Origin of the sequence: Citrobacter sp. Cpo089 (genome assembly GCF_030332695.1) — a bacterium.
GTDB lineage: Bacteria > Pseudomonadota > Gammaproteobacteria > Enterobacterales > Enterobacteriaceae > Citrobacter > Citrobacter portucalensis.
In genome coordinates, this window is record NZ_JAOWHJ010000076.1 from 136,596 (window position 1) to 158,541 (window position 21,946).

Annotated in this window: 27 protein-coding genes and 1 tRNA gene; 6 read left to right on the forward strand and 22 right to left on the reverse strand. The window is 39.2% G+C overall.

The genetic code is table 11. The features are described from left to right. Positions 1-351: 351 nt before the first annotated feature. Positions 352-1,881 (reverse strand): shufflon system plasmid conjugative transfer pilus tip adhesin PilV, encoded by a 1,530-nt coding sequence (gene pilV / locus OGX92_RS22705; protein ID WP_121927096.1) that lies wholly within the window; start codon positions 1,879-1,881, stop codon positions 352-354. Between the two features lie 182 nt (positions 1,882-2,063). Between pilV and OGX92_RS22710 the strand changes: the two genes are divergently transcribed. Beyond that, positions 2,064-2,462: an H-NS family histone-like protein gene (locus OGX92_RS22710; RefSeq protein ID WP_121927122.1), complete on the forward strand. Its 399-nt coding sequence runs from the start codon at positions 2,064-2,066 to the stop codon at positions 2,460-2,462. 127 nt (positions 2,463-2,589) lie between these two features. Here OGX92_RS22710 and OGX92_RS22715 read toward each other — a convergent pair whose 3' ends face one another. From OGX92_RS22715 to OGX92_RS22725, 3 genes are all read right to left on the reverse strand, one after another. Then, complete coding sequence (locus OGX92_RS22715; RefSeq protein WP_121927123.1) at positions 2,590-2,943, reverse strand: conjugal transfer protein TraD; 354 nt, start codon at positions 2,941-2,943, stop codon at positions 2,590-2,592. Further along, a complete protein-coding gene (locus OGX92_RS22720; RefSeq protein ID WP_049842670.1) occupies positions 2,940-3,191 on the reverse strand; it encodes a hypothetical protein in 252 nt (83 codons plus the stop codon). The genes OGX92_RS22715 and OGX92_RS22720 overlap by 4 nt, the downstream gene beginning before the upstream one ends. A 200-nt stretch (positions 3,192-3,391) precedes the next feature. After that, positions 3,392-3,676, reverse strand: coding sequence for a DUF3892 domain-containing protein (locus OGX92_RS22725; RefSeq protein WP_032667201.1), 285 nt, complete (start codon positions 3,674-3,676; stop codon positions 3,392-3,394). A 729-nt stretch (positions 3,677-4,405) separates the two neighbouring features. Here OGX92_RS22725 and mobQ point away from each other — a divergent pair. Next, positions 4,406-5,806 (forward strand): MobQ family relaxase, encoded by a 1,401-nt coding sequence (mobQ, locus tag OGX92_RS22730; protein WP_121927111.1) that lies wholly within the window; start codon positions 4,406-4,408, stop codon positions 5,804-5,806. A gap of 77 nt (positions 5,807-5,883) precedes the next feature. On the opposite strand, the gene OGX92_RS22735 is transcribed toward mobQ, so the two are convergent. The 7 genes from OGX92_RS22735 to OGX92_RS22765 all read right to left on the reverse strand — a co-directional run bounded on the left by OGX92_RS22735 (position 5,884) and on the right by OGX92_RS22765 (position 10,308). Next, a complete protein-coding gene (locus OGX92_RS22735) occupies positions 5,884-6,534 on the reverse strand; it encodes a hypothetical protein (protein WP_134213274.1) in 651 nt (216 codons plus the stop codon). A 218-nt stretch (positions 6,535-6,752) separates the two neighbouring features. Next, positions 6,753-7,853 carry a reverse transcriptase family protein gene (locus tag OGX92_RS22740; RefSeq protein ID WP_134213262.1) on the reverse strand — a complete coding sequence of 367 codons (1,101 nt, stop codon included), beginning with the start codon at positions 7,851-7,853 and terminating at the stop codon, positions 6,753-6,755. After that, the gene (locus OGX92_RS22745) at positions 7,846-8,127 is read right to left on the reverse strand and encodes a helix-turn-helix domain-containing protein (protein ID WP_047414193.1); all 282 of its coding nucleotides are present in this window, start codon (positions 8,125-8,127) and stop codon (positions 7,846-7,848) included. The genes OGX92_RS22740 and OGX92_RS22745 overlap by 8 nt, the downstream gene beginning before the upstream one ends. A 90-nt stretch (positions 8,128-8,217) precedes the next feature. After that, positions 8,218-8,433, reverse strand: coding sequence for a hypothetical protein (locus OGX92_RS22750; RefSeq protein ID WP_032667106.1), 216 nt, complete (start codon positions 8,431-8,433; stop codon positions 8,218-8,220). Between the two features lie 456 nt (positions 8,434-8,889). Beyond that, positions 8,890-9,165: a hypothetical protein gene (locus tag OGX92_RS22755; protein ID WP_087857524.1), complete on the reverse strand. Its 276-nt coding sequence runs from the start codon at positions 9,163-9,165 to the stop codon at positions 8,890-8,892. A gap of 9 nt (positions 9,166-9,174) precedes the next feature. Then, the gene (locus tag OGX92_RS22760) at positions 9,175-9,726 is read right to left on the reverse strand and encodes an SEN1982 family lipoprotein (RefSeq protein ID WP_121927100.1); all 552 of its coding nucleotides are present in this window, start codon (positions 9,724-9,726) and stop codon (positions 9,175-9,177) included. Positions 9,727-9,741: 15 nt separating this feature from the next. Next, a complete protein-coding gene (locus OGX92_RS22765) occupies positions 9,742-10,308 on the reverse strand; it encodes a hypothetical protein (protein WP_032667107.1) in 567 nt (188 codons plus the stop codon). Between the two features lie 746 nt (positions 10,309-11,054). On the opposite strand from OGX92_RS22765, the gene OGX92_RS22770 reads away from it, so the two are divergent. Then, complete coding sequence (locus OGX92_RS22770) at positions 11,055-12,725, forward strand: DnaJ-like cysteine-rich domain-containing protein (RefSeq protein WP_071444970.1); 1,671 nt, start codon at positions 11,055-11,057, stop codon at positions 12,723-12,725. 242 nt (positions 12,726-12,967) lie between these two features. Here OGX92_RS22770 and OGX92_RS22775 read toward each other — a convergent pair whose 3' ends face one another. Next, positions 12,968-13,273, reverse strand: a complete 306-nt coding sequence (locus tag OGX92_RS22775; RefSeq protein ID WP_071444971.1) for a hypothetical protein — start codon at positions 13,271-13,273, stop codon at positions 12,968-12,970. A gap of 883 nt (positions 13,274-14,156) precedes the next feature. Here OGX92_RS22775 and OGX92_RS22780 point away from each other — a divergent pair. The 3 genes from OGX92_RS22780 (at position 14,157) to OGX92_RS22790 (ending at position 16,065) form a co-directional block, all read left to right on the forward strand. Continuing rightward, complete coding sequence (locus OGX92_RS22780; RefSeq protein ID WP_286587120.1) at positions 14,157-14,891, forward strand: SEN1990 family winged helix-turn-helix DNA-binding protein; 735 nt, start codon at positions 14,157-14,159, stop codon at positions 14,889-14,891. Between the two features lie 143 nt (positions 14,892-15,034). Beyond that, on the forward strand, positions 15,035-15,502 hold the full coding sequence (locus OGX92_RS22785; protein WP_032667109.1) for a DUF4756 family protein: 468 nt from the start codon (positions 15,035-15,037) through the stop codon (positions 15,500-15,502). Between the two features lie 158 nt (positions 15,503-15,660). Then, on the forward strand, positions 15,661-16,065 hold the full coding sequence (locus tag OGX92_RS22790; RefSeq protein ID WP_032667110.1) for an H-NS family histone-like protein: 405 nt from the start codon (positions 15,661-15,663) through the stop codon (positions 16,063-16,065). A 63-nt stretch (positions 16,066-16,128) separates the two neighbouring features. On the opposite strand, the gene OGX92_RS22795 is transcribed toward OGX92_RS22790, so the two are convergent. The 10 genes from OGX92_RS22795 to OGX92_RS22840 form a co-directional block, all read right to left on the reverse strand. Continuing rightward, positions 16,129-16,479 carry a DUF6404 family protein gene (locus OGX92_RS22795; protein ID WP_032667203.1) on the reverse strand — a complete coding sequence of 117 codons (351 nt, stop codon included), beginning with the start codon at positions 16,477-16,479 and terminating at the stop codon, positions 16,129-16,131. A gap of 269 nt (positions 16,480-16,748) precedes the next feature. After that, entirely contained in the window at positions 16,749-16,991 is a 243-nt protein-coding gene (locus OGX92_RS22800) for an H-NS family histone-like protein (RefSeq protein WP_047414173.1), read from the reverse strand. Positions 16,992-17,052: 61 nt separating this feature from the next. Next, positions 17,053-17,418 (reverse strand): hypothetical protein, encoded by a 366-nt coding sequence (locus tag OGX92_RS22805; protein WP_134213264.1) that lies wholly within the window; start codon positions 17,416-17,418, stop codon positions 17,053-17,055. Positions 17,419-17,472: 54 nt separating this feature from the next. Next, positions 17,473-17,709, reverse strand: a complete 237-nt coding sequence (locus tag OGX92_RS22810) for a hypothetical protein (protein WP_032667113.1) — start codon at positions 17,707-17,709, stop codon at positions 17,473-17,475. Positions 17,710-17,759: 50 nt separating this feature from the next. Then, positions 17,760-18,056: a hypothetical protein gene (locus OGX92_RS22815; RefSeq protein WP_016243654.1), complete on the reverse strand. Its 297-nt coding sequence runs from the start codon at positions 18,054-18,056 to the stop codon at positions 17,760-17,762. A gap of 85 nt (positions 18,057-18,141) precedes the next feature. Beyond that, on the reverse strand, positions 18,142-18,459 hold the full coding sequence (locus OGX92_RS22820) for a hypothetical protein (protein ID WP_032667204.1): 318 nt from the start codon (positions 18,457-18,459) through the stop codon (positions 18,142-18,144). A gap of 19 nt (positions 18,460-18,478) precedes the next feature. Further along, entirely contained in the window at positions 18,479-18,691 is a 213-nt protein-coding gene (locus OGX92_RS22825; protein ID WP_286587121.1) for a helix-turn-helix transcriptional regulator, read from the reverse strand. A gap of 169 nt (positions 18,692-18,860) precedes the next feature. Beyond that, the gene (locus OGX92_RS22830) at positions 18,861-19,703 is read right to left on the reverse strand and encodes a DUF6387 family protein (protein WP_032667114.1); all 843 of its coding nucleotides are present in this window, start codon (positions 19,701-19,703) and stop codon (positions 18,861-18,863) included. Between the two features lie 337 nt (positions 19,704-20,040). Beyond that, positions 20,041-20,128, reverse strand: a tRNA-Ser gene (locus OGX92_RS22835). 142 nt (positions 20,129-20,270) lie between these two features. Then, on the reverse strand, positions 20,271-21,899 hold the full coding sequence (locus OGX92_RS22840) for an ABC transporter substrate-binding protein (protein WP_191221627.1): 1,629 nt from the start codon (positions 21,897-21,899) through the stop codon (positions 20,271-20,273). Between the last annotated feature and the right edge of the window lie 47 nt (positions 21,900-21,946).

Below are 21,946 nucleotides of genomic sequence, written 5' to 3' on the forward strand. Positions count from 1 at the left end.
CCCCCTCTCAAATAAACTGTCTGAAGGTTCAAACTAAGCTCCTGACGCCTCAATTAATAGTTAACCCAATATTTATGTTGTACAATATAATACAATTAACCCCACCCCAGTTTGCTGTATATCCTGAAGAACCTGATTGGTTAGAATTCTCAGGTTTGTTGCCAATTATAGCCTAAGCATTACCACCAACAGTTGCATCTCCAGTCAGGTGCAACATCCCAAAAGTTGTTGTATCTGCTTCTGTTATATTTATGAAATTATTTGCGTCCTGATCACCCATGTTTTAATTACCAGTTATAGGTGATGCACCATCACCTCGAAAATAAACATGATGGTAATACCGCCAATCACCTAATTACATGTATATAATCTTCTGTCTGGCTCTCGACAATTACTTCCACCATTATTGCATTCATTTCCTTTATATCTTGACACTTCTATTTGTTTTAGACGATTAGGATCGTTTGGACAAGAACAACCTCCTGTATCTTTATTTGGAACATAACACTTCCCTTCAACAATAATAAACATCCTATTTACACTTCCGCCTCCTTCTTTCCATACACCATTAGTACAAGATAATATAGAACCATCAACTGCTCGCCCTTGCAAACCATTAGGAGAACATCCATTTCCAGCATAGGCCACTCCATTTAGATGAAGATACTCTCCAACTGTTGTTCTACCACCTGACACAACTCCACCAGCACCATAAACTTTTCCAGCTGCATCAATATTGCCGTTAGAGTGTACGTAGTTAGAATTAAGGTTTCCTGATGCCCATACATATCCAGCGTTAACTGTTCCATTAGCATCTATATTCCCGGTTGATTTAACGTATCCGCCATATAATCCTGCTGAAGTCTGAATGTTTTTACCATTATATGCTGTTATAGTATTGAAATCTGTCATATTCCATCCACCACCATATTTTTGGAAATAAACCCCCCCATCTCCCATAGTTCTGAACCAGTTATTAGTATAGGTCTCACCTCTGGACGTTATGGTTGTTCCTGATACGCTATTATTAGAATTTAAATTTCCATTGACTTGGCCATTACCCGCTACAACCAAATCAGAGTTTAATGTTGCCACACCGCCAACGTCTAATGTTGTGCCTATCACCGCTACCCCGCTAGTTCGTAATGCCTCCGTAGTTGTGATTCCCACTGCCGTTATGTTTCTGGCATTATTTATGTCCTGATTACCCATGTTTAAATTACCTGTCATAGGTAATGTGCCATCACGACGCAAATACACTGAATACATAGAAGAATCGTATCCAACACGATACGCCAGTAGACCCGCTGCAGTAATATTATTAAAAGCTGATGATGTCTCGGTCCATGCGCCCTGTAGACCTGATACTAAAGCTGCTGATTGCGTCATGCCGCTATCAATACCCGCTTCCTGCATAGCTTTACCTAATAAATCGTAGCGAAGTTTTCCGCTTTCACTCCAAGGTAAAGTTGTTGTGATTAAGCCATTAACCACATAGTTAGGAGTAGCTCCTGAACGTTTTAACATTATCTTATAAGAAGATTTCTGGGCATTTACCCCGGTATATGATATTGGCAATAACCCTTCATTAATGAGTGTCTGATAAGTGATTTCACAACCTGAACCATTACAGGTACGGGGACCCGGATCGCTTGACTGACTACTGCTTGAGGTCAGAGTAGAAAGCTTGTCGTATCGGATATTAATATATCCATTTACCGCCTCCCCTATCTGCTTCATTTGTTGACCAACAGCCTTAGCAATCACCGTTTCCTGATCATTTCTCATATCCTGAAAACGCATAAAAGCCATCATACTACCGACACCCAGCACCAAAATGAGTTCCAGTAATGAGAACCCTTTCTTATTTTGTTTTTTCATTTTCATCGTCCTTTTTGTTTCACGTACATATCAATTAACAAAAATAAAAAAGAGGTCAAGGTTGGTTAAGATATAATCCATAAAAATCACTTAATAAATAATTTTAAGAGGGGTAATTTTATCCATTATCATCTTTTGTATGTTATCCTGCTCATGACCTTAAACATTCAGGATAAAAGATAATGACTGAAGCTATTAAAGCACTTAATAACATCCGTACCCTTCGCGCTCAGGCACGAGAAACAGATCTGGCTACTCTGGAAGAGATGCTGGGAAAATTAACTGCTATTGTTGAAGACAGACGCCAAGAAGAATCACTTGCACTGCAACAAAATGCTGAACGTCAGGCCAAAATTGAAGCGCTTCGTGCACAACTGCTTGAAGATGGTATTGATCCATCTGAACTGCTGGGCAATCCTAAATCTTCCCGTCCGGCTACTGTTCGTGCTCCTCGTCCTGCTAAATACAAGTACATTGACGAAAATGGTGATGAAAAGACATGGACGGGTCAAGGTCGTACACCAAAAGCTATTGCTGCTGCACTAGAAGGTGGTAAAGCTCTTGAAGACTTTGCCATCTGAGTTTGGTTGTAATTTATTGCCACGGATGGCAGTAAAAATTGACTACCGCGCCCTCTGGGGCTTGGTCAACAGCTCCCCAGCCTAAAACAAGTTTTAAGCCGGAGAGCTGTTCGGACGTGAAATTATTTTATGGTCTGAATTTCTTGAGAACTCTTTCAATGTAGATTTGCCCATTTACTTTATACCGTTCAATATCGTGAGTATGTAATGATGGAACTTCTAACAACATTCCAAAGAGTAATTGTTTATCTACCTCATTTATATCACAGTTTAAAACCTTGGCAACCTCTGCACCGAGAATTATTTTTTGTCGTGTATTTTCTTTTTTGTTATCCCTCTTTTCTTTTGCTTTAAGATAATTGAGCTTATTTTGTGCTCCTGCTATTTTTTGCTCAAGTGTTTTCTTAATTTCAGGCCTACTTCTATCACTCTGAAAAACATTGCCAGTTAGATAGGTATTTTTTATTTCATCATCACTCATTCTTTTCTCCACTGATGCCTATGATTATAAGGAATATTACTTCTGAACTCATCATCTGAAAGTGCTCGTTTGATTGATTTAATCCGGGAACGGAACTGTTTCTTTTCCTGTTTCTTTTTAAACTCAACTCTTATTTCTGTGATTATCTTTTCTGCTTCACTATACGCTTTTTCCAGATCGGTATAGATTCCATTATCAAGTAATCGCTTTGCCTCAAGATCGATGGCTTCATCGTTATTTTTATACATAAAACCTCCTTGCCTTTATTTCCTTAACACCAATTAGCATAATTAACAAATTAATCAATAGTATACAAAAATTATTTTTTGTATATCTTCAAGTCTTTTAATGGACTTTAAAATTATCTCTATAACTAACTACATTCAGAAGTAATCATGGTAAGCGCAGTAAATAGTAAGAAAGGGCCAAAAGGCCCTTTCTTTAACACTTATGCGCACTCAGGAAGACTCAAAAGGTTATTAGGCTGTTCGCCATCATTTTGTGTTTTTAAGTATTTGTTACCAGAAGCGCTAACAGCAACAATCACCCACACTGAATGTCCTCCTGCATTAACATAAAATCTCCATTTCCCAGATTCTATTCCGCTTATAGCCTCTTGCTGTGTGAGCTTCCATCTGGTGCCATCAGCATTCTTACCGCCAATATGAGTTATCCTTTCATGAGCACTCTGGCGATTGCTTTTATTGATACATAACACTTGATGTTCGGACATTTTATCCTCATTATAATTGCTGTATGTAATTAATAAACTGATCATCATTCCCAATGCATCAAACTGCTTTAAGAAATGATGCAGACTGAGTTTAGGCCATATCCTCACGATTTCCAGTCAACAAGAACCTGAATCGCGCACTTTGTAATTTATGCAACACAAGTGATAGCAACTACTAACTTAAAATATCTGATACTCTCCGCGTTACTTATTTTTGTTTATATATGATATTCATTTCACCTTTCGGTTTTTCACCCTAGTTTTTAAACCTCACCTGTTAATTATATAACGGAGAAGTCATCTCTAAATTTAATTATTTTATTTATGTTTTAGTTTTTCCCGCCTTACGGCGGGATAAATTAACACTCTTTTTGTCCTTCGGACGCTATCAAAGGCCAATCCGTGTAATATCGAGGTATACTTCGCCCGCCCATCCATATTGCGCCGCTTAATTCGGCGGTTTGTTTTACAGCCATTCATATATTTAGTATTAATTAATAAAGGAAAGCCTTATACATTGCCGTTATTTTTGAGCCATTTATGGCGATAAAAAATAAAGCAATGCCCACTTACGCATTATCGCTTCGCTCTAATGCCGTGGGGTCTACCGACGGTTGCCTGCCGCAGGCTAAAACCGTTTCCTTCGGAAACAAAATCAAGGTCAACGTCAACCCCGGCGTTTTCCTTACGTAAAACGAAAAGCAGCATTTGGCATTGAGGAATACTTGGATGGCGATATACAGTTTTAAAATGGAGAACATCAGCAGAGGCGAAGGTCAGTCTTCGGTTAACTCTGCTGCATATCGTCACCGTAAAGTTTTCTTCGATAACAGAACGGGTGAAGTTTGTGGTCGCAAAACAGCACATAAAAAGGACCTTGCCTTTGCGCAGATTTTTGCACCTGAACATACCCCTCCTGCCCTGATTGTTGACAGTGAAACACTCTGGAATGCTGTCGAAGCCTCAGAGAAGAGAAAAGATGCCCGCCTTGCCAAAGAGTTTAAGATTGCCCTCCCCGCTGAGCTAACACCAGAGCAGAACATTGAACTCACTGCAGCTTTTGTTCTTGAGCACTTTACCAAGCAAGGCATCATTGCCGATGTTGTTATTCACGATATTAATGGTCATAACCCGCATATCCATATAATGGGAACCACCCGTGAGGTTCTTTCTACCGGCTTTGGTAAAAAGGTCCGTGAGTGGGACAAGCCTGAAACCCTTGATAGCTGGCGTAAAGGCTGGCAGGACATCTGTAATGGGTTCCTTGACCTGTATGGTCATGATGAACACATCGATCACCGTTCTATCAGGGTTCAGTATGAGGAAGCCCTTGAACAGGCTACGGCTGCTGCTACAAACGAAGAGAAAGCAATCTGGCTGGCTAAAGCTATTGAAACAAACCGCGATCCAATACTTCATATTCCTCGTGACCGCTGGGGCACTGTTGCCGCTCAGGAACAACGTGCTGCAGAGCAAGCGATACGTGATGAGCTGAAAAAAGAAGCTGACGAAGCCTACTTTACCTTTAAAGATCTACCATTAGACATCGTGGTTGATGTTGCCAGCTTTAGGGTTCATGCACTGGCTGAACCGGAAGAAATTGTTATCCCTGATAACACAGGTAGAGCTTCATCTACAGGCTCGCAGAAACCTATGCTGGTGGCTCCTGCACCTCATACACGCACTACGCTGAAAACCACATCCTCTTCAGCAGCCAGAGCACTTAAACGCGCTCCTGTTAAAGCTAAGAGGAAGAATGTTGAACCACGTCAGGATGGGATTTTCAAACGTTTCACACTGTTGGTAGTCGGATATATAAAAGATAAATTCGTCTGGGCCAGAAAGAAACCGTCCCCTGTTTCAGTGGATGCTGAACATGATAAACGTATCGCTGAAAACTATGTCTTTGATGAGGTTCAGGGCATCTATGTGCCACGCGCTGAGTATGAAAGACGTGCCAGATTTAACAAGGATGACTATAAACCAACACCTGATGAGGTCAGGCGTTTTCCAAGTCGTCCTAAACTCGATCAGACAGAACATAATATTAGTCTAGATCTAATTACTCCCATACAGTCTGAAAGCAAAAGAAAATATATACCGCGTTTAAAACCGCCAAATCATAGATAACAAGAAAAAAGAGATAATAATTACATCCAATATCTCCTTTTTTCATGGCATGTGTTATTAAAATAATAAATTGCTACTCAACCATTTTTAAATTGTGAAACAGCCATAATAAAATCATCTTCCCATCGCTGCGTTCTGATTGTTCTAGGGTGCGGCGCTCTAAGCGTATACTTCGGAAGATCTGGATGATGTAATTTTGAAAAATGTTTCTTTGGCAATCCATCAATATTATTGAAAACCAGATCTTGGTATAAACCTTTCAGTCTTTTATCATACTTGTGATTTGTAAAAAATATACATACATCGGGCTTAAGAATACTAATTTCTTCTTTAACTAGATAGTCTAGCGAAGCAATATCCTGTGCAAGTTCCGTCCGATCTGGTGAGCCGCAATCAACATCAAATCTATTAAGATTTGACCACGCAATAGCATATGGCTCAATACTTAGTGATCTTTCCACTTTCCTAATTACATTCCAAAAAGCACTACTATAATATGATGATCCAAAATTAAATTCTTGATACGTAGCTCTTTGAGCTGCTATAGAGGGAGATTTATTCCAGCCAAACGTCTCCTGCCCCACAACCATTAGCTTTAATTTCTGAGATGAATAATTACTGATATTTAAAAGAAGTGGTCCATGTAGATTTTTATCTGAATGCTTTTTACTGTACTCATTAAGAATATTAATGTTTTTGATGTATAGCTGATTAAGTCTATCATTCATTTTATTCACTATAAAAACTCCAGTTAATGAAACACGACACCACTAGCATTGAACATGATAAACTTGTAGATAAAAACCACATCTTTTATTAAGTGGACTGGTTCTATACTTCGCCCATAAATTATTTAAAATGAGCAAATTTTGTAATTCACCACGATTGAGACCATACAATTATTGTGTCAATAAATAAGCTAATTCACCCATAATTTATCGATCAGTTAGCTATTTAGCTTACATTTGCAGGTTTTATATTCAACATCCAAAATGGTAGATATACTTTTAGATGAATTACCTAATGGTTTTAACTTTGAATATATTTTTCTTAATTTCCTGATATCCTTAACTTTTCTCATCTCCCTGATTGATTTTATTGCATCCTTTTTATCAACAGCAGCAACTAGCAGATTAACTTGTTTTATATACTCTGCATAATTTTTATCGCCTTGCTGTTTTAATGTATTTATTAATCCTCTAATTTTAAAATACAATGCAAGAATATCCATAATTCTTTCTTTTTCAATTACTTTTTTCTTCAAATTGAAAAGACACATCCTTATGTTATCTTTTCTTTTTTGTGTTGGCCTAAGCTCTTTGATTACTTTTACACCATGTACGATTTTGGAATGACCATTCCTTAAAACTTTTGATTTCTGTCTATTTAATCTAACCCCACTTTTGAGCGCCATTGATAAAATCATTGTTTTTATTTTCGAAATATCTTCATTATTAACTTCTGACTCGAAGCTAATAGTTATATCATCGACATATCTCGTGTAGTTTCCACCTAATTTTCCGACTTCCGCACTGATAAGAGCCTCTTCTTCTAAAAATATCAAGTTGGCAATGTCAGTACTTAACTTAGTCCCTTGAACAAGTGAACCTTCAAGTGTTGATAGCTTGGCTATTAATGATGAAACTTCAGGAGAGAAGTTCATGTAATATTGAAATGCTTTAGCTATCAGTTCTTCTTTTATAGAAGGAAAAAAATCCTTCATATCTTCTTGAATGATAATTGACTTATCACGATGGAATATACAATCATCTATATAGCTGATTCCTTTCCTACCGCCAGTAATATACTCCGGTAGTGATATCTTCGAAAAAATACGCTGTTTAATAAGCTCATGTATTTTTAATAACTCACCAACTACTTTATACGTTGTTCTTTTTTTTCCTTTTCTTATTACTGGTACCGTTTTAAAATAATTCTTTTTGTTTTTTAAAACATAAGCGAGCCTCTCTTCGTTTGTTTCTAGCATTTTGAATAGAGACTCTAATTTAGCAAGTGGCCTGTTTGAATAACTCCAATTTTTATGCATTAACTAATGTATCCATTATAGTTTTTTTGAGCATATTATTGATATCAGAAAATTCATCATTTGCCTCTTCACTTTCAGAAAGAAGGATAATGATATTTAGTGGAATATGAAGCGCTGATGATATTTTTTCTAACGCTGTAATAGTAGGGTCTCTTTGATTATTTTCTATACGAGATAAATAAGATTTAGTTAAATCCGTACTATCTGATAGTTCTTGTAGTGTGAGCTTACGTGCCTCACGGCATAGTTTAATGGTTGAACCAATATCTAACATAATGCACCTCAGATAATGGGATTGACATGGCTGGCTGCTCGTTCAAAAAATGAAGATGGATACATAATAAATCTCCTTAGTAGGTAGATATCAATGAATATCAGAATCACCGTGTAGAAACTTAACTACAGCCAAGATCCTAGCAACATAGGGAAGATAATCTAAGGCAGACCAGCCTTTTGAATTTTCCTTGATTCTCTCTTCAAGGGCTTGTATCGCATCATCCAGTTCTTTCAAAGAGCTATTGTCTACAGTGTGTTTGCTCTTCTCACGCACTCGGCGCAAAGTGTCTAAAACATCTTTCATAAAAACCTCTCATTTTAACAACACGATGCAACTTGCATCCCCGCCAAAATGTCCTGTGGATCGTGTTGCACACCGTAGACAAAGCCAGCCAACACCCATCCAACACAATTGATTGGATACCCCGCCATTTCAGCATTAAACAATGCCGTATCGTAGATATACGATTGCAACATGCATTTCGCATAAAGTTACGATAACAATGAAGAGGGACATGGGCCACGTCTCGTATTGGAGAAATGGTTGACTGAAAATTTCACTCAGTCCTTTACCGATCCTAGAGGTTTTTAAAGAGCAAAGACAAACGAGTTCGTTCGTCCATGATTTGATAATAACCTAGTGTTGCCTGACAGGCAACTTATTAAATATGTCATTTTGGAATATAAAATCATTTATTATGCAAAAAAACCACATCTAGATCCACAGACATGGTTTTTTTGCACTTACAGTAAGGGAGTTTTACATCCTCCTCCTGAACACAACATTGTCAGAGAAGATAGCCTTGCCAGCTATAAAGGCCACAATAGCAATTATTGGTAGGCTGATAGTAGCTCCAGCAATCCCCGCAGACATACCGATAAGAATAGACAGTCCAAATGTCAGGAAGATAGCTACGGCAGCATACCATTGTGGATAAGCACCATATAAGACAGTCGCCATGCAGCCAGTACACACATGCACACCGCGCTGGCTCTCTTTCAGGCAAAACGGACACTGGATTGTATTGTTTTCCATGATAGCCCCTTAAATCGCTTTCCAGCCATTGCTGGTTTTAACAAGATTAATCATGCCATCTTCCGGTTCATTCATACCCTTGACGCTGGAGAACGCTTTTTTGTCCACCCATGAAGGAACATCCGCCAACTTCCATGTATATGACACGCGTACAACTTTCTGATTACCGTTTCCCGGTTCGGTCCATTCCTTTATCTCAGTAACTTCCCGATGACCGACGCAGGCACCATTCTCACGGTTCCAAAACTCAACCTCTTGGCCCTTGTCAGTTACTTCCAGAACATCAACACTGCTAAAGCCATTTGCCTGTTGCGAAACAGTGAGCAGCCCTTGTTCAGCAAGTCCTTTCAGGATTTCATCACTGGCACTGTATCCGGCAGAACGGTAGCCACGGTTAACCTTAATCGGAAAACCTTTGTTGAATACAATGTCGTTGTCCTGCAGGGAGTAGCACAGCTTTGACTGTGATATTTTCCCGTTGATCGCTTTCTCAAAGTCGCCTTTTTCACCGCATCCCGATACAAGAGCAGCAAGACCCGCCACGAGTAAAAATTTACGCATAGTGTTATCCCAGAATTAATGATTGATTGTGCCGTTTCTCAGAACAACAAGGCGAACTGGCATATCGGCGTTGTTGACGGTAGCGAACCCACGGACTTCGAAATTGTTTATCGTTCCGGTAACGCTGACTTTCTGGCCTTTCTTGTAAGTAAGAACGGCATCATCAATACCAGAGTAGTAATCCAGCCAGACCATCCCGCCGCAGTAGCTGGTATCAGAGGTTTTAAATAAAAGGTAATAGTTAGGGGCTGACTTAGGCATTCCCGTCATCATATCGCTGGCACTTCTGCCCTTCGTAACCTCGAGAACAGTGGCATTGGTGATAGAGATCCTTTTGCCAGTCCATTTCTTTTCTGCTGCCATTGCATTTTCTTCATAGTCTTTGCAAACAGCACCAAGACCAGAAACAGATGATACCGGGCCAATGCTTTGAGGTGTGGCAGTTCCCCCCAGTGCTTTGTTTACTGATGACAACGAAGAATTGATTGCTCCATTAACTGTATTCACGCCATCGTTGAGTTGCTGGCATCCTGTCAGTGCGGCAGCAGACAGCACCAGTGGCATCACTATCCGTAATTTCATATCTATCCCCAATGTGTGGAAACTTTATGTCAAAGACAGCCCTACCCATAGGTTGGTCTCTCTGGGCTGTAAAAAAGCGTTAATCAATTGATAGGATTCAATTTATTTTCCTGTTCGTCATATCGTTTGTATCGATCGAATTCAAATCATTTGATAGGATAAAGCTATCATATGCTTATAATCGATCGATATAAACAATTAAAACACCGATCAATCCACCTCATTTTGATAGCTAAGGACTATCAAATATAAATTATCGATCTTTAATAGCGATCAATTGAGGGTGCATATCGTAAGATATGAATCAGGAGAGGCGGCGTAACACGTCGCTCATTCGAATGTTGATGCAGGCAGGGTGAAGAGGATAGTTTCATTCTTGGACAAAGCTAATACGCCCTTCCCATGATTAGATAGTGTTCTCTATTGGTTCTGTTGGGGAAGCAGAGTAATTTATATTTCAAATACCACTTTGCTGGAATCTCACTCAATACAAAAAGGGACTTACGTCAGTATGATTTTTATTTTTTGCTGTTCATAAAACACCACTATTAATATCTCCATTGCAATATTATTTTTTATTTAACCTACCTGACGATTTTTCATCGCCCTTAAGTTAAATTACACTCAAAAACACAGAGACTATTAAAAATAATGAGAAAATACTTCTTATTCGTTTTTCTGTTGATCATTGAATGCCGTTCATTTAATCTTTTTCGAATTGATACATGCTTCATAAAGGATTAAATATGAAAGAAGCTTGGTTATCGTCCTGCACGAAAAACATACAAGACTTTGTTGAACGCTCTACAAGATTACAATCAGATAAACTCATACTAACACTTCAGGAACAGATTGATTTCAGCTACCAGATTAGCTTACGACTTGATTTCCGTACTGAGGCCGAGAAACATAGCCAAGCAGGACGAGTAGCAGCGACAGATAGCACATTGGTTTTTTACAATGCACTCAGATATACAGATGCACTCAAAGCAGAAACCAGCGCGGTACTATCACGTCAAGAGACGTTGCGAGAGGCTCGTGCATTGATACTTTCTCGACCATACGGGCAGGTCCGTCAGGATACCAAGATCTATTCCCACCCTCGCCACGTTTGCCTGACAGAGGACTGCTCTAACTGTAATGGACGAGGACAGATAAACTGTTCACATTGTCATGGTTCTGGTAAAACGACTTGTTCGAGCTGTGGCGGTAATGGTCAAATACTGGCACACCGTAGTCATTATGATCATTACACAAAGCAAATGCGTAGTGAAAGTTACTATCAGCACTGTACTTCTTGCTCTGGCGGTAGAGTTAAATGTAGTTATTGTCATGGTTCAGGTCGCCAACAATGCTCTCCCTGTAAAGGTACAGGAGAAATAACACAGATCACTCAGTTGCACAGTGTGGCAGTGCCAACATACCAGTTAGTGTATTTCAGCCATGACGTACAAACCTTTATCAAAGATGGCCTCTATAAAGCGGGAATACCCAATCTTGCTCAATACGGTGAAGTCGAGTTGCAGTCAGATGGGATTGATGATGAAGCACGTCAGGTAAATTTCCGCTATGACGCTTCAGTTCCATTTGCTCGTTTTAACAGCCCACTACCACAGGCAAATAATCATCAAATTCACTGGATTGTTTACGGAATTAACCCTCATATACTTGATGCGGGTCATGTGATCGAGCTAATGCTTAAAAGTGATTTGGATAATCTTGTCTACAGTACAACAAAAAACAAATTACTCAATCCTCTTATTGCGTCAATCAGTCGAAAAACGATCCATACCTTTATGGAATCAGAAGCACATCAGGATATGCTTGAAGCTAACAGGCGAGGAAAATCCGGTGATATGCTGCGCGAGGCACTCAACAGAGGGTTCACTACAACATATCTTGATGAAGCATTAACCAGCCTCAAGCGAGTCGTAACAGCAATCCAGCGCTGGTCCGTCATTAAGTGGGCCATTATGAGTTCTCTTATAATCTACCTGCTTATGCCAATCTATACAGCTTTTAACCATCACTGGCAGCAAGATACAAAAAAAATATATATGACTCCGTTCAGTCGATGGGGAACTCAGCAAGAGCTTTGGGATTCCCTTCAATCGGTAGCACATTATTGTGGATTATTCATCATAATTATGTCTTTGATTATTTCTACAACTGGTTATATTTGGCGACGAAATTGGATTAAAGTTAGATTAGATAAACATTTAGCCAGTTGGAGTATTGATAAAGGTATTCTACGCAGTAGATGGTTCATTAGCTTGATACTAATTAGTGTATTCACATCTGCATTATTAATTTTTAACCCAATATGGATAACGCATGATGATCTACTTTTTGGGAAATACCCTTTTAGTGAACAAGTAAGTTGGATGCTAAAAACGTTATCTATATTGACTAAATAACTATATCTGACAGCCTTAACTTTACGACAAGGTTAAGGCTTTTTAAAAATGACCTTTTATCCATTTCATTCCACGCTAAAACTCTTTATAAAACATTTATCGGTAGAGTTTGTGTATCGATGCAACATTAAAGAGTTTTATGTATATTATTTAGATCCCACACGTTTATCAGCTTGAGCCAATAAGATGTATTGATTATTATCCCCTGCAATAATCATAATCATTCAGATCAATTACCTGTGTTATGTGGTGAGTTGAGTTGTTATATAACTTAGCGTCTTCGGTAGCAATGACTCTATTGTTTCTTCGCTAACTTGGCTCAGTTCAGAAATCAATCTTCTGTATGTATTAATCATTCGTTCCTGATCAAACTCATTTGCTGATTCTGATAAGAAGAAATAGTCATAATCTTTGACATGGATATTATCACCACTTTCCAAAGTGAGTTTTATTCCTTGTTCATTCTCTTCAACATTTTTAACTATACAAGTTATAAATGGTATTTTTTCATTTGTATGATAGAGCGTAATAATCTTAATGTTGTTCATCCTTTATTTTCCTTCTTTTTTGTTATTTAATACCATATAAAATTAGTGAAAATCAAATTTAACTTCTGTTAATTAACGCGTTACCTGTTTTATCTTATTCTTTTGAAGAGATATTTATCTTATGAGCTAAAGCTCATGTGCTGACGCACGGCTACGCCCTAACGCTGTAAAATATATTTACCGTTTTAACAATGGTATTTGCTATGTTTGAGGGAAAAGCCAAAAGGATCAATCTCTGTTCTTTTAATTATAATAAGATATATATGATCCTATATATCAAAATAATGTTAGCACTAAAACATATAGCATTTGCTCTTAAACGCATAGGAAAACTATATTCATAGAAGCAGCACTTAGTGATTGCTCAAGACAATCACATTGCTGAAACAGGGTTCACCCCTGTTAATGATGGATTTATCCATAGAGAATAGCGGCGACAGCCGCCAATAAAATAAAGGTAAAACAATTGCAGTATTCCTGAAACACCAGCAGCGCTGCGTGATTGTATGAAACAATCACTTCGCTGCAAATAACTCTCCAGAAACCACATATTTTTACGTAAAACTCTCTGCACATACGGTAAAAGGAAAGCTAGACTCTCTTAACTTCTTACTAATTATTTAATTATAAGCACTGTCCCAGCCCAATAAAATCAAGGCTTCACACCTTTTTTTCCTATGTTTAAACATAGCAGATACCTATGTTTAAACATAGAACCGTCCTATGTTTAAACATAGCGGAATCTATGTTTAAACATAGTTTTTTTAACATATAGCAATGTCATAATAATAAAAGTTCTATTTTATTTATAGTTTTACTATTGACTTTCATTTTTCTGCATAGTATTAAAATAAGAATAATAAAAACTATAAGAGAGAATAATATGAATACTAATGACACTGAACTACTTCGCTTATTTGAAACATTAACCACAGAGCAAAAGATTGATATCGCAAGACACTTGCTACAAAACAAAGATATAAAATCAACCACCGTTATTGCAACAGAAGAAGATAAAGCGATCTCATTTGCACAGCCTTATGTTTTTACTTTTACTTCAAACTTTCGTGTTTTTTCTGATCTGGATATATCTAAGAATGAATTCCGCGTGTTGACTTATATCTTAGAATATATGGAGTTTGGAAACCTAATCAACCTCTCACAGTCATCACTCTGTAAAGCGTTGAATATCGCATCCGGTAATATGTCAAACATATTCAAAAAGCTAAAACAAAAATGTATTCTCGTTGAACATCATGGACACCTGTATATCAACTCTAATATTTTTGCCAAGGGTATGAGTCATCAACTTGATGAAAAACGTAAAGAGCATTTGAGTAATGCAAAAAGCCTCAATGCTGATATTGAACAATATCCAGAGCATTATGCAGATCTTTCACAGAAAGAAAGACGAAACTTATCTTTGGAAACTGAAAATAAAGAGATCTACACAGATGCCTTTGTTTTTAGCAAGAAGAAGAAAAATAATGCTGTTCCTAATGCTAAAAACAGTGTCCAGATCGATAAGCCGCGAAAGGTATATAAAAGAACAAAAGAAAATGAAGCGGCAAGAAAAGACGTGGCTGATATCGACACCTATTTAAAAGTTGCATCCTAAAACAGGACAATAAGGAAAAAACATCCTTAATACTTTTATGCAACGAAGGCAGGAATAAAATATTTAACCCCTCATTAATTTGACACTTTCTCTATATACCTTAACATATAAATATATCCACTATTTATTAACGAGGTATTCTCATGAGAAACGTAAAAACAGATAACAATGATTTAATACAATATTTAAAGACAGTCGAAGAACTAAAAAATCACATTTCTATTGAAGAATACAAAAAAGAATATCGCAAACTTCGTGCTGATAGTATTCCTTTCATTAAAGCGCAAAAATTCAAATCAGCACATACCGAACTACGTCGTTTGAACAGAAAAAAGGAATCTCTTCTTGATAAATTTCTTGATGAGCTTAACCCTGTTAACCAAGCCTCCGCTTTTGCTTCTAAAAACATTGATAAGCTCGAAACGTATAGTCTCTACAGGAGAAATCTCCTTGAGAAAAGCGATGAAGAAATAATTGCCTTAGTCATAAAGCAGCGTACAGAAGCCGCTATGGAATTCCAACGCTCCGTTGAACAAAGTCTTCAGCAACTCTCTCAAATCTCGTCAGAGTTCGATTCATCAAGCCAAAAACGTAGAAAAATGTCTCTTTAAAAATGACACTATGTTATTTCGTGTAAAATGGGATGTATTAGATTGCTCAAGCGGTAATTTTTACTATATTATCTACTAACTGTATGTTTTTGATTTTTCAACAGCACCGGATACATTTTTTTACTAATCATCTATTTTAAAATACGGGATAACGTACTATGAGTGAAGCTCTCAAGGCACTGAACAATATTCGTACACTTCGCGCACATGCTCGTGAAACAGATCTGGCAACTCTGGAAGAGATGCTGGAAAAGTTAACAGCAATCGTTGAAGATCGTCGTGAGGAAGAAAGTGCCATCCGTAAAGAACAAGAAGAACGTCAGGCTAAGCTGGAAGCCTTCCGTCAAAAACTGTTAGACGATGGTATTGATCCAGCAGAACTTCTTGCAGCGGTTGGTTCATCTCAGCCTAAAGCCAAATCGACTCGTACTCCTCGCCCTGCCAAATACAAATATACAGATGAAAACGGTAATGAGCAGACTTGGACGGGTCAGGGCCGCACTCCGAAAGCAATCACTGCTGCTATTGAAGCCGGTAAAACACTGGAAGACTTCGCGATCTAACTGATACGGCGCATCCGGGCTTCACTGTTCTCAATATAGCTGGCCCGGAAATTATTCGAATATTCATCTAAGACTATCCCAGTCGGGAAGATTATTGGCTACTCTTCTCCACCAATGGTACAACGCCATAGAAATCCCCATCCAAACGTCAAATAACAAACTTCTAGCAATAGCATCAGTTGGATCCATCCCCGATTCCTTCCATGTAAAAAACCACATCAGTATACCCCAGACAGAGCCAATCGGTATTCCCATTAACAAAGCAACTTGCCAGAATCGAGCGAAAGGCAACGGAGGTATCCTGATACCCATTTTCCATGCAAGGCGTAGCAGAGGGGGGGCATAGTTACTGCTCCACATTTTCTTGCTTTTCATAATGGAAATGGCTCGTTCTTTTTTCTCTTCAAAATCCATGCAAGTCCTCTCTAATTTCATCAGAACCCATCTCAGCATGAAAAGCCAGCTTAGCAATGGAATGGTCTGCCCAAAACCTCACTCAGTTCTCTCCACTGAGGAAGTAGAAAGGCTTTCAGGCACTACTTTGTCAGATGGCAACTATCACATCAGTTCAACACCCCTGTATGCTTTAGACAAACTAACAATACCTTCACCAGTCGAGTTATTACAATTGCTGTTATCAGTTTACCCGGTATGTTCGTCCACATTTCGTGTCCGGGCTATCATTATTTGAATAAACTTTCCGGCGATACACGGTCACGCACCATTTTCTCAAGCAACTGTTGTAATCTCTTGGCCCTCAAATTTTGTGCCTTTTTCTCACCAATCTCCAGATAGTATTTTTCCCGGCGCTCCGCAACGACTTGGCGGAACTTCTTCAAAAGCTGCTCCAGTGTTTTCATATCTGTCGTTGCAGCTTCAGCTTGGATTTTTTTATACATATACATAACATGGAATTCATCAATCATATTGGTTATCTCCGTTTCATTACAGGATTATTTCCCTCTGCACGAGGGAATATTGCCATTTTCAATACTGACTCACAGTCATTTTTAACTTCCAGTAAATATGCTCCTCTGCATCATCCGGTTTTATGTTTTTCAGTACAAGCTCAATGATATGCTCTTTATGCCAGTATAAAATCGTTTCCTTTAACTCATCTATATTGATCTCAGATACACCTTTGCCTCGTCCTCTTTTAACATAGTCTTCAACTTCACAGGTAATCAAAACATCATAAAGTATTTCTGATAACACCTCCCCTGTTACAATATTCATGGCTGTTTCAGGCTGTTTTTCAGAGATACTATAGATCGTTTCGCAATACCCCTGTAATACATTTGTGATAAAATCTACTACCATTTTATTACTTTCATTTAAAATAATCTCTTTCATACTGATTCCTTTTATTAAGTTAAACATTAGATACATATCGAGAAGGTATTAATACTATTTATTAGATACTATTTTGATGATTACAGAACCATATTCCACATCCATCTCATCATACAGTGTCTCATTTACATAACGATTTAAATCATCTAACAAGGTCTTATCATTCATGATTTCTTCGACTGAGCTACCTCTTAATGCGATAAATATATCCAAGCTCTCTTGGATAAGGTTCATCACTTTAGGTGTTTTTTCACATAACATACTTACGATTACTGTCATATCATTATTCATCTGTTTTTCCTTTTGTTTATAGTTAGCCCCTTCCGGGGCAAGATTAGTTCTTACTTTCTAAAGTTTTCTGAATACCCTACCAGTAAGGCTGCTACTTGTTCAAAGTTGACCTGATTAATATCACCACAGTTTCCTTCTTGCGTGGTAAATCTCTCAAAGTTATTCTGAATATGGTCAATCACATAAATAATAAATGGACTCATAAAATCCGGATCATCCAGATAGTCATTGGCATCTCCATCACCATTCACTTCCATGAACAGATTCCAGCTTGCTGTAAACGATCTACAAGCAAGATCATAAAACAGTTCTGTTGATTTATTTTCAATAACAGTTTCTTTAGACATACTTATATCCTCATAATTAAATGCTTATTTTATTCATTTCGTTTTATATTAGCCCCTTGCGGGGCCGAATAGATGACGACAGCGATTATGTATATAAAATATAGTGACTCATCACATGATGTATCTGCCTCAGGTTGACAAGCACTTCATCAAAATATACGTTTTTAATCGATGCTTTATATTTATGTTTTTTCAAGAACTCATTAAAATCTTTCTTACCATTCTCTATTATTGATTTTAAAACACCCTCCATATAACCATCGTCTTCAAGGTTATGATAGAATCTTTCCCCCATATACTCATGCATACATCGCAAATAGTAGTCATAGTCTTCCCCGCTTTTCAGAACAAAGTATTTTGTATCATCATTGCTAACATTTATTTCTATTTTTTGCACTTTCATTTTCGCTTCCTCTTTTATGTTATTTATTATTTTTGCGTGAATCTGAAATAGTATTTTCAATCCAAGCATCAATCTCACTTTCCACAAAGGCTACAGATCTTGCCCCTATGATTACCTTATCCGGGAATCGGCCTTCCTTAATAAGCTCATACATTGTGGTTCGACTAAATCCGACTCTTCTAAGAACTTCAGGAACACGGATTAATCTTTTACCTACGATTTCATTTCTCATTTGTTTTTTCCTCTGTTGTTTCAACGAGGACAATAATAGCTAATTCGCTTATGGCGTTTTAGGGATGTTGGCAAAAGACTTTTTCGAAAAAAATGGGGGTAGGTGAACAGAAAAAAAATGGTTGAGGATGGGTGTGATCACGTTCGCTCAGGGCGAACGTAACCCTTTTTTACTTATCTTCTTTCTTCTTCTCGTCTTTGACGTGATCTACAATTTTTGTGTCTTTTAATACATTGTTTTCCATCATGTAATCTTCAAACGATTTCAGATAGTTCTCATCTGTCAGCAACGCCATAGCCAGCGGATAGTCAGTCACCTTAAGCATTCCCTCATCCCTATCCTTCTCGCTGTTCTCATGAAGCAGCGATGACATCAGCGACAGTGAGATTTTGGTATCATTATTATCTGCCCCCCAAAAAATGAGATCCATCATAGGGATGAGTCGATAGTCGATGATTTTTCTCAACGTGCTTTTACCAAAACGATACTTCCGAACAGCCGGATCGTTCATTTTTAGCTGTTTTTTCCATTGGGGAATGAGCACCTTCAGGTGTTCGATGATATCTTCGGTTGAAGCCTCTTGCAGGAAGATATCGACAGTAATTGAGGACAGACTTTTGATGCCGGATTCCTTCAGGTACTCCGACATATATTCAGACTGACTTCTTTGGGATGTTTCAGGATGGGTTCCAATCAGAGTTAAACTTTTCGCATATAATTGTGCGTTGCTCCGGGTTACGGGGACCACTGCGTAAGTTCTGGCAAGCCCATGTCCTTGCGTGGACGTGTCGCCGCTAAAAAAAATTTCACCTCTGAGGATCTTATAGCGGTAATCATCTAATAAAAGTCTGTTCAGAGGCGGTAATGTATCCCGTTTCAGCAACATCTTGTAAGCCAAGATACGCCGCTCAACCTCAACATAGAATTGCTGAAGGGTGAGTTCCTTTATCGCTTCATACCGCTCTACATCAAACCATTCTTCCAATAGTTTCCTGAGTTCACTTCGTTTCATTACTGTGCTGTCCGTTTTACCATTTTTAGTTGTTTTAACTGACAGAACAACAGGTTGTCCAGTAATGGCGTAGGTCAGCTGAGCTTATTGCTGGTAGGTTCTTAAGATTGGTGTGAAATCATCCGTCGATTACTAAATTTCCGGAGGCTCCCTGCTATCGTATTTCTGCTTTTAAAGGGTTTTGTTGTACAGGAAGGGATGAAGACTGGATAAGTTTTTTGATGAAAAACAGGGATTTTAGATACAAAAAAAGCCCGTTTACACGGGCTTTTGATGCAATACTTTATGCAGTACAAAATCAAAACTAACTCTTAAGTTATTGATTTTATTAGGAATTTGGCGGAAGCGTAGAGATTCGAACTCTAGAACCCTTTCGGGTCGCCGGTTTTCAAGACCGGTGCCTTCAACCGCTCGGCCACGCTTCCAATGAGGCGCACTATAAACATCCCGAACGGACCTGTAAAGCACCAATGTGTTCGTTTGCCTGAAAAACAGCCAAAATGTTGTTAATCGACTGAAATAACAACAGATTGACCATTTATTCAGCACGAATGCCGGCTATAGCGCTTAATGTTTTTTGATGTACATATCTTTGGTGTAGTAATTTCCCCGGTTATCTGGCGCAAATCCCCCCACCCACGGCTTCACTAGATGCGTGCGGACGTAGTGGTAAACCGGAATCGCGGGCACATCCTCACCTAAAAGGTCTTCAGCCTGCTGATAGTATTTGCCTCGTTCTTCCAGCGAACTTGCTTTCGCCGCATTACGCATCGCTTCATCAAAGGCGGGGTTACTGTACTTGGTGGTGTTCTCGCTATCACCGGTCCGGAAGATATTGAGGAAACTTGAGGCATCATCATAATCGGCTATCCACGCATAACGCACGACGTCAAAATTACCGGTGTGCATGGTGTCCAGCATGGTTTTCCATTCCTGGTTTTGCAGCTTCGCCTCGACGCCAAGGTTTTTCTTCCACATCGACGATGCGGCAATCGCAATACGCTGGTGCGTTTCGAAGGTGTTGTAGAGCAGATTCAAGCTAAGCGGATGCTCAGGACCAAAACCGACTTCAGCCAGCAGTTTTTTGGCTTCAGCAATACGTTTTTCAAGCGGCCATGACGCATACTCCGGCGCATGCAGTTTCACCCCACCTATTTCCGGCTGGCTGATAACCCACGCTGCTCGCTGCCCCTGTCCCATTACCTTTTGCGCAATGATGTCTTTATCCAACGCCATATTCAGCGCCCGCCGCACGCGCGGATCATTAAACGGCGCGCGGGTTGTATTGAACTGATAGTAATACGTTGAAAGCTGGGGCGAGACATGCAGTTCATCCCCCATCGTTTTTTTCAGTTGCGCGAACTGATTGACCGGTACGCTATACACAATGTCGATTTCACCGGCCTTATAGCGATTTACGTCAGCCGACTCTGAGCTGATAGGCAAATAAGTAACTTTATTAATAACCGTATGCCGATCGTCCCAGTAATGTGGATTACGCTCGGCAACGATGCGCTCATTAACCACCCACTGCGATAATTTGTACGGCCCGCTGCTGACAAAATGCTCTGGCCGGGTCCACTTATCGCCAAAACGACCTATCAACACTTTATCCAGCGGGACCAGAGATGGATGCGCCAGCATCGCCAGAAACGCCGCCGTCGGTTGCGTCAGGGTAATTTCCAGCGTGGTATCATCCAGGGCTTTGACTCCCAGCGTGGCGGGATCTTTTTTCCCCTGGGCAATATCAACCGCGTTCGCAACGTGCATGTTGCCCAGATACGAAGCATAAGGTGAAGCCGTTTGCGGCGAAACCAGACGCTGCCAGCTCCAGACGACATCCTGTGCGGTAATAGCAGATCCATCTGACCAGGTTATGCCCGGGCGTAAATGGAAGGTCCAGACAGTGTTGCCTTTATTCTCCCAGGACGCGGCTAGACGGGGTTCGATAGACCCATCCTGCTTGACAGCCACCAGACCGTCGAACATATCGCTGATTAAATTAAACTCAACGTTGCTTTCAACTTTATGCGGATCCAGCGATGCCGGCTCACTGCCGTTGTTTCTGACCAGTTCCTGTTTTTCTGCCAGTAGTGTTCCTGCGGGAACATTTGCCGCCCTCGCCGCGCCGTTTATAGACATCAAACAGACAGTCAACAGCGTAAACGTCAATATCTTCGATTTATGTTGAATCATTCCCTTTACCTTATTGCTCTGTTTTATGTAGACACCGCTGTCACTGT

What these genes read in the sequence shown, in the direction of transcription:
- pilV (WP_121927096.1), bottom strand. Translation starts at nt 1,881, where the DNA reads ATGAAAAAACAAAATAAGAAAGGGTTCTCATTACTGGAACTCATTTTG.
- OGX92_RS22710 (WP_121927122.1), top strand. Translation starts at nt 2,064, where the DNA reads ATGACTGAAGCTATTAAAGCACTTAATAACATCCGTACCCTTCGCGCT.
- OGX92_RS22715 (WP_121927123.1), bottom strand. Translation starts at nt 2,943, where the DNA reads ATGAGTGATGATGAAATAAAAAATACCTATCTAACTGGCAATGTTTTT.
- OGX92_RS22720 (WP_049842670.1), bottom strand. Translation starts at nt 3,191, where the DNA reads ATGTATAAAAATAACGATGAAGCCATCGATCTTGAGGCAAAGCGATTA.
- OGX92_RS22725 (WP_032667201.1), bottom strand. Translation starts at nt 3,676, where the DNA reads ATGTCCGAACATCAAGTGTTATGTATCAATAAAAGCAATCGCCAGAGT.
- mobQ (WP_121927111.1), top strand. Translation starts at nt 4,406, where the DNA reads ATGGCGATATACAGTTTTAAAATGGAGAACATCAGCAGAGGCGAAGGT.
- OGX92_RS22735 (WP_134213274.1), bottom strand. Translation starts at nt 6,534, where the DNA reads ATGAATGATAGACTTAATCAGCTATACATCAAAAACATTAATATTCTT.
- OGX92_RS22740 (WP_134213262.1), bottom strand. Translation starts at nt 7,853, where the DNA reads ATGCATAAAAATTGGAGTTATTCAAACAGGCCACTTGCTAAATTAGAG.
- OGX92_RS22745 (WP_047414193.1), bottom strand. Translation starts at nt 8,127, where the DNA reads ATGTTAGATATTGGTTCAACCATTAAACTATGCCGTGAGGCACGTAAG.
- OGX92_RS22750 (WP_032667106.1), bottom strand. Translation starts at nt 8,433, where the DNA reads ATGAAAGATGTTTTAGACACTTTGCGCCGAGTGCGTGAGAAGAGCAAA.
- OGX92_RS22755 (WP_087857524.1), bottom strand. Translation starts at nt 9,165, where the DNA reads ATGGAAAACAATACAATCCAGTGTCCGTTTTGCCTGAAAGAGAGCCAG.
- OGX92_RS22760 (WP_121927100.1), bottom strand. Translation starts at nt 9,726, where the DNA reads ATGCGTAAATTTTTACTCGTGGCGGGTCTTGCTGCTCTTGTATCGGGA.
- OGX92_RS22765 (WP_032667107.1), bottom strand. Translation starts at nt 10,308, where the DNA reads ATGAAATTACGGATAGTGATGCCACTGGTGCTGTCTGCTGCCGCACTG.
- OGX92_RS22770 (WP_071444970.1), top strand. Translation starts at nt 11,055, where the DNA reads ATGAAAGAAGCTTGGTTATCGTCCTGCACGAAAAACATACAAGACTTT.
- OGX92_RS22775 (WP_071444971.1), bottom strand. Translation starts at nt 13,273, where the DNA reads ATGAACAACATTAAGATTATTACGCTCTATCATACAAATGAAAAAATA.
- OGX92_RS22780 (WP_286587120.1), top strand. Translation starts at nt 14,157, where the DNA reads ATGAATACTAATGACACTGAACTACTTCGCTTATTTGAAACATTAACC.
- OGX92_RS22785 (WP_032667109.1), top strand. Translation starts at nt 15,035, where the DNA reads ATGAGAAACGTAAAAACAGATAACAATGATTTAATACAATATTTAAAG.
- OGX92_RS22790 (WP_032667110.1), top strand. Translation starts at nt 15,661, where the DNA reads ATGAGTGAAGCTCTCAAGGCACTGAACAATATTCGTACACTTCGCGCA.
- OGX92_RS22795 (WP_032667203.1), bottom strand. Translation starts at nt 16,479, where the DNA reads ATGGATTTTGAAGAGAAAAAAGAACGAGCCATTTCCATTATGAAAAGC.
- OGX92_RS22800 (WP_047414173.1), bottom strand. Translation starts at nt 16,991, where the DNA reads ATGATTGATGAATTCCATGTTATGTATATGTATAAAAAAATCCAAGCT.
- OGX92_RS22805 (WP_134213264.1), bottom strand. Translation starts at nt 17,418, where the DNA reads ATGAAAGAGATTATTTTAAATGAAAGTAATAAAATGGTAGTAGATTTT.
- OGX92_RS22810 (WP_032667113.1), bottom strand. Translation starts at nt 17,709, where the DNA reads ATGAATAATGATATGACAGTAATCGTAAGTATGTTATGTGAAAAAACA.
- OGX92_RS22815 (WP_016243654.1), bottom strand. Translation starts at nt 18,056, where the DNA reads ATGTCTAAAGAAACTGTTATTGAAAATAAATCAACAGAACTGTTTTAT.
- OGX92_RS22820 (WP_032667204.1), bottom strand. Translation starts at nt 18,459, where the DNA reads ATGAAAGTGCAAAAAATAGAAATAAATGTTAGCAATGATGATACAAAA.
- OGX92_RS22825 (WP_286587121.1), bottom strand. Translation starts at nt 18,691, where the DNA reads ATGAGAAATGAAATCGTAGGTAAAAGATTAATCCGTGTTCCTGAAGTT.
- OGX92_RS22830 (WP_032667114.1), bottom strand. Translation starts at nt 19,703, where the DNA reads ATGAAACGAAGTGAACTCAGGAAACTATTGGAAGAATGGTTTGATGTA.
- OGX92_RS22840 (WP_191221627.1), bottom strand. Translation starts at nt 21,899, where the DNA reads ATGATTCAACATAAATCGAAGATATTGACGTTTACGCTGTTGACTGTC.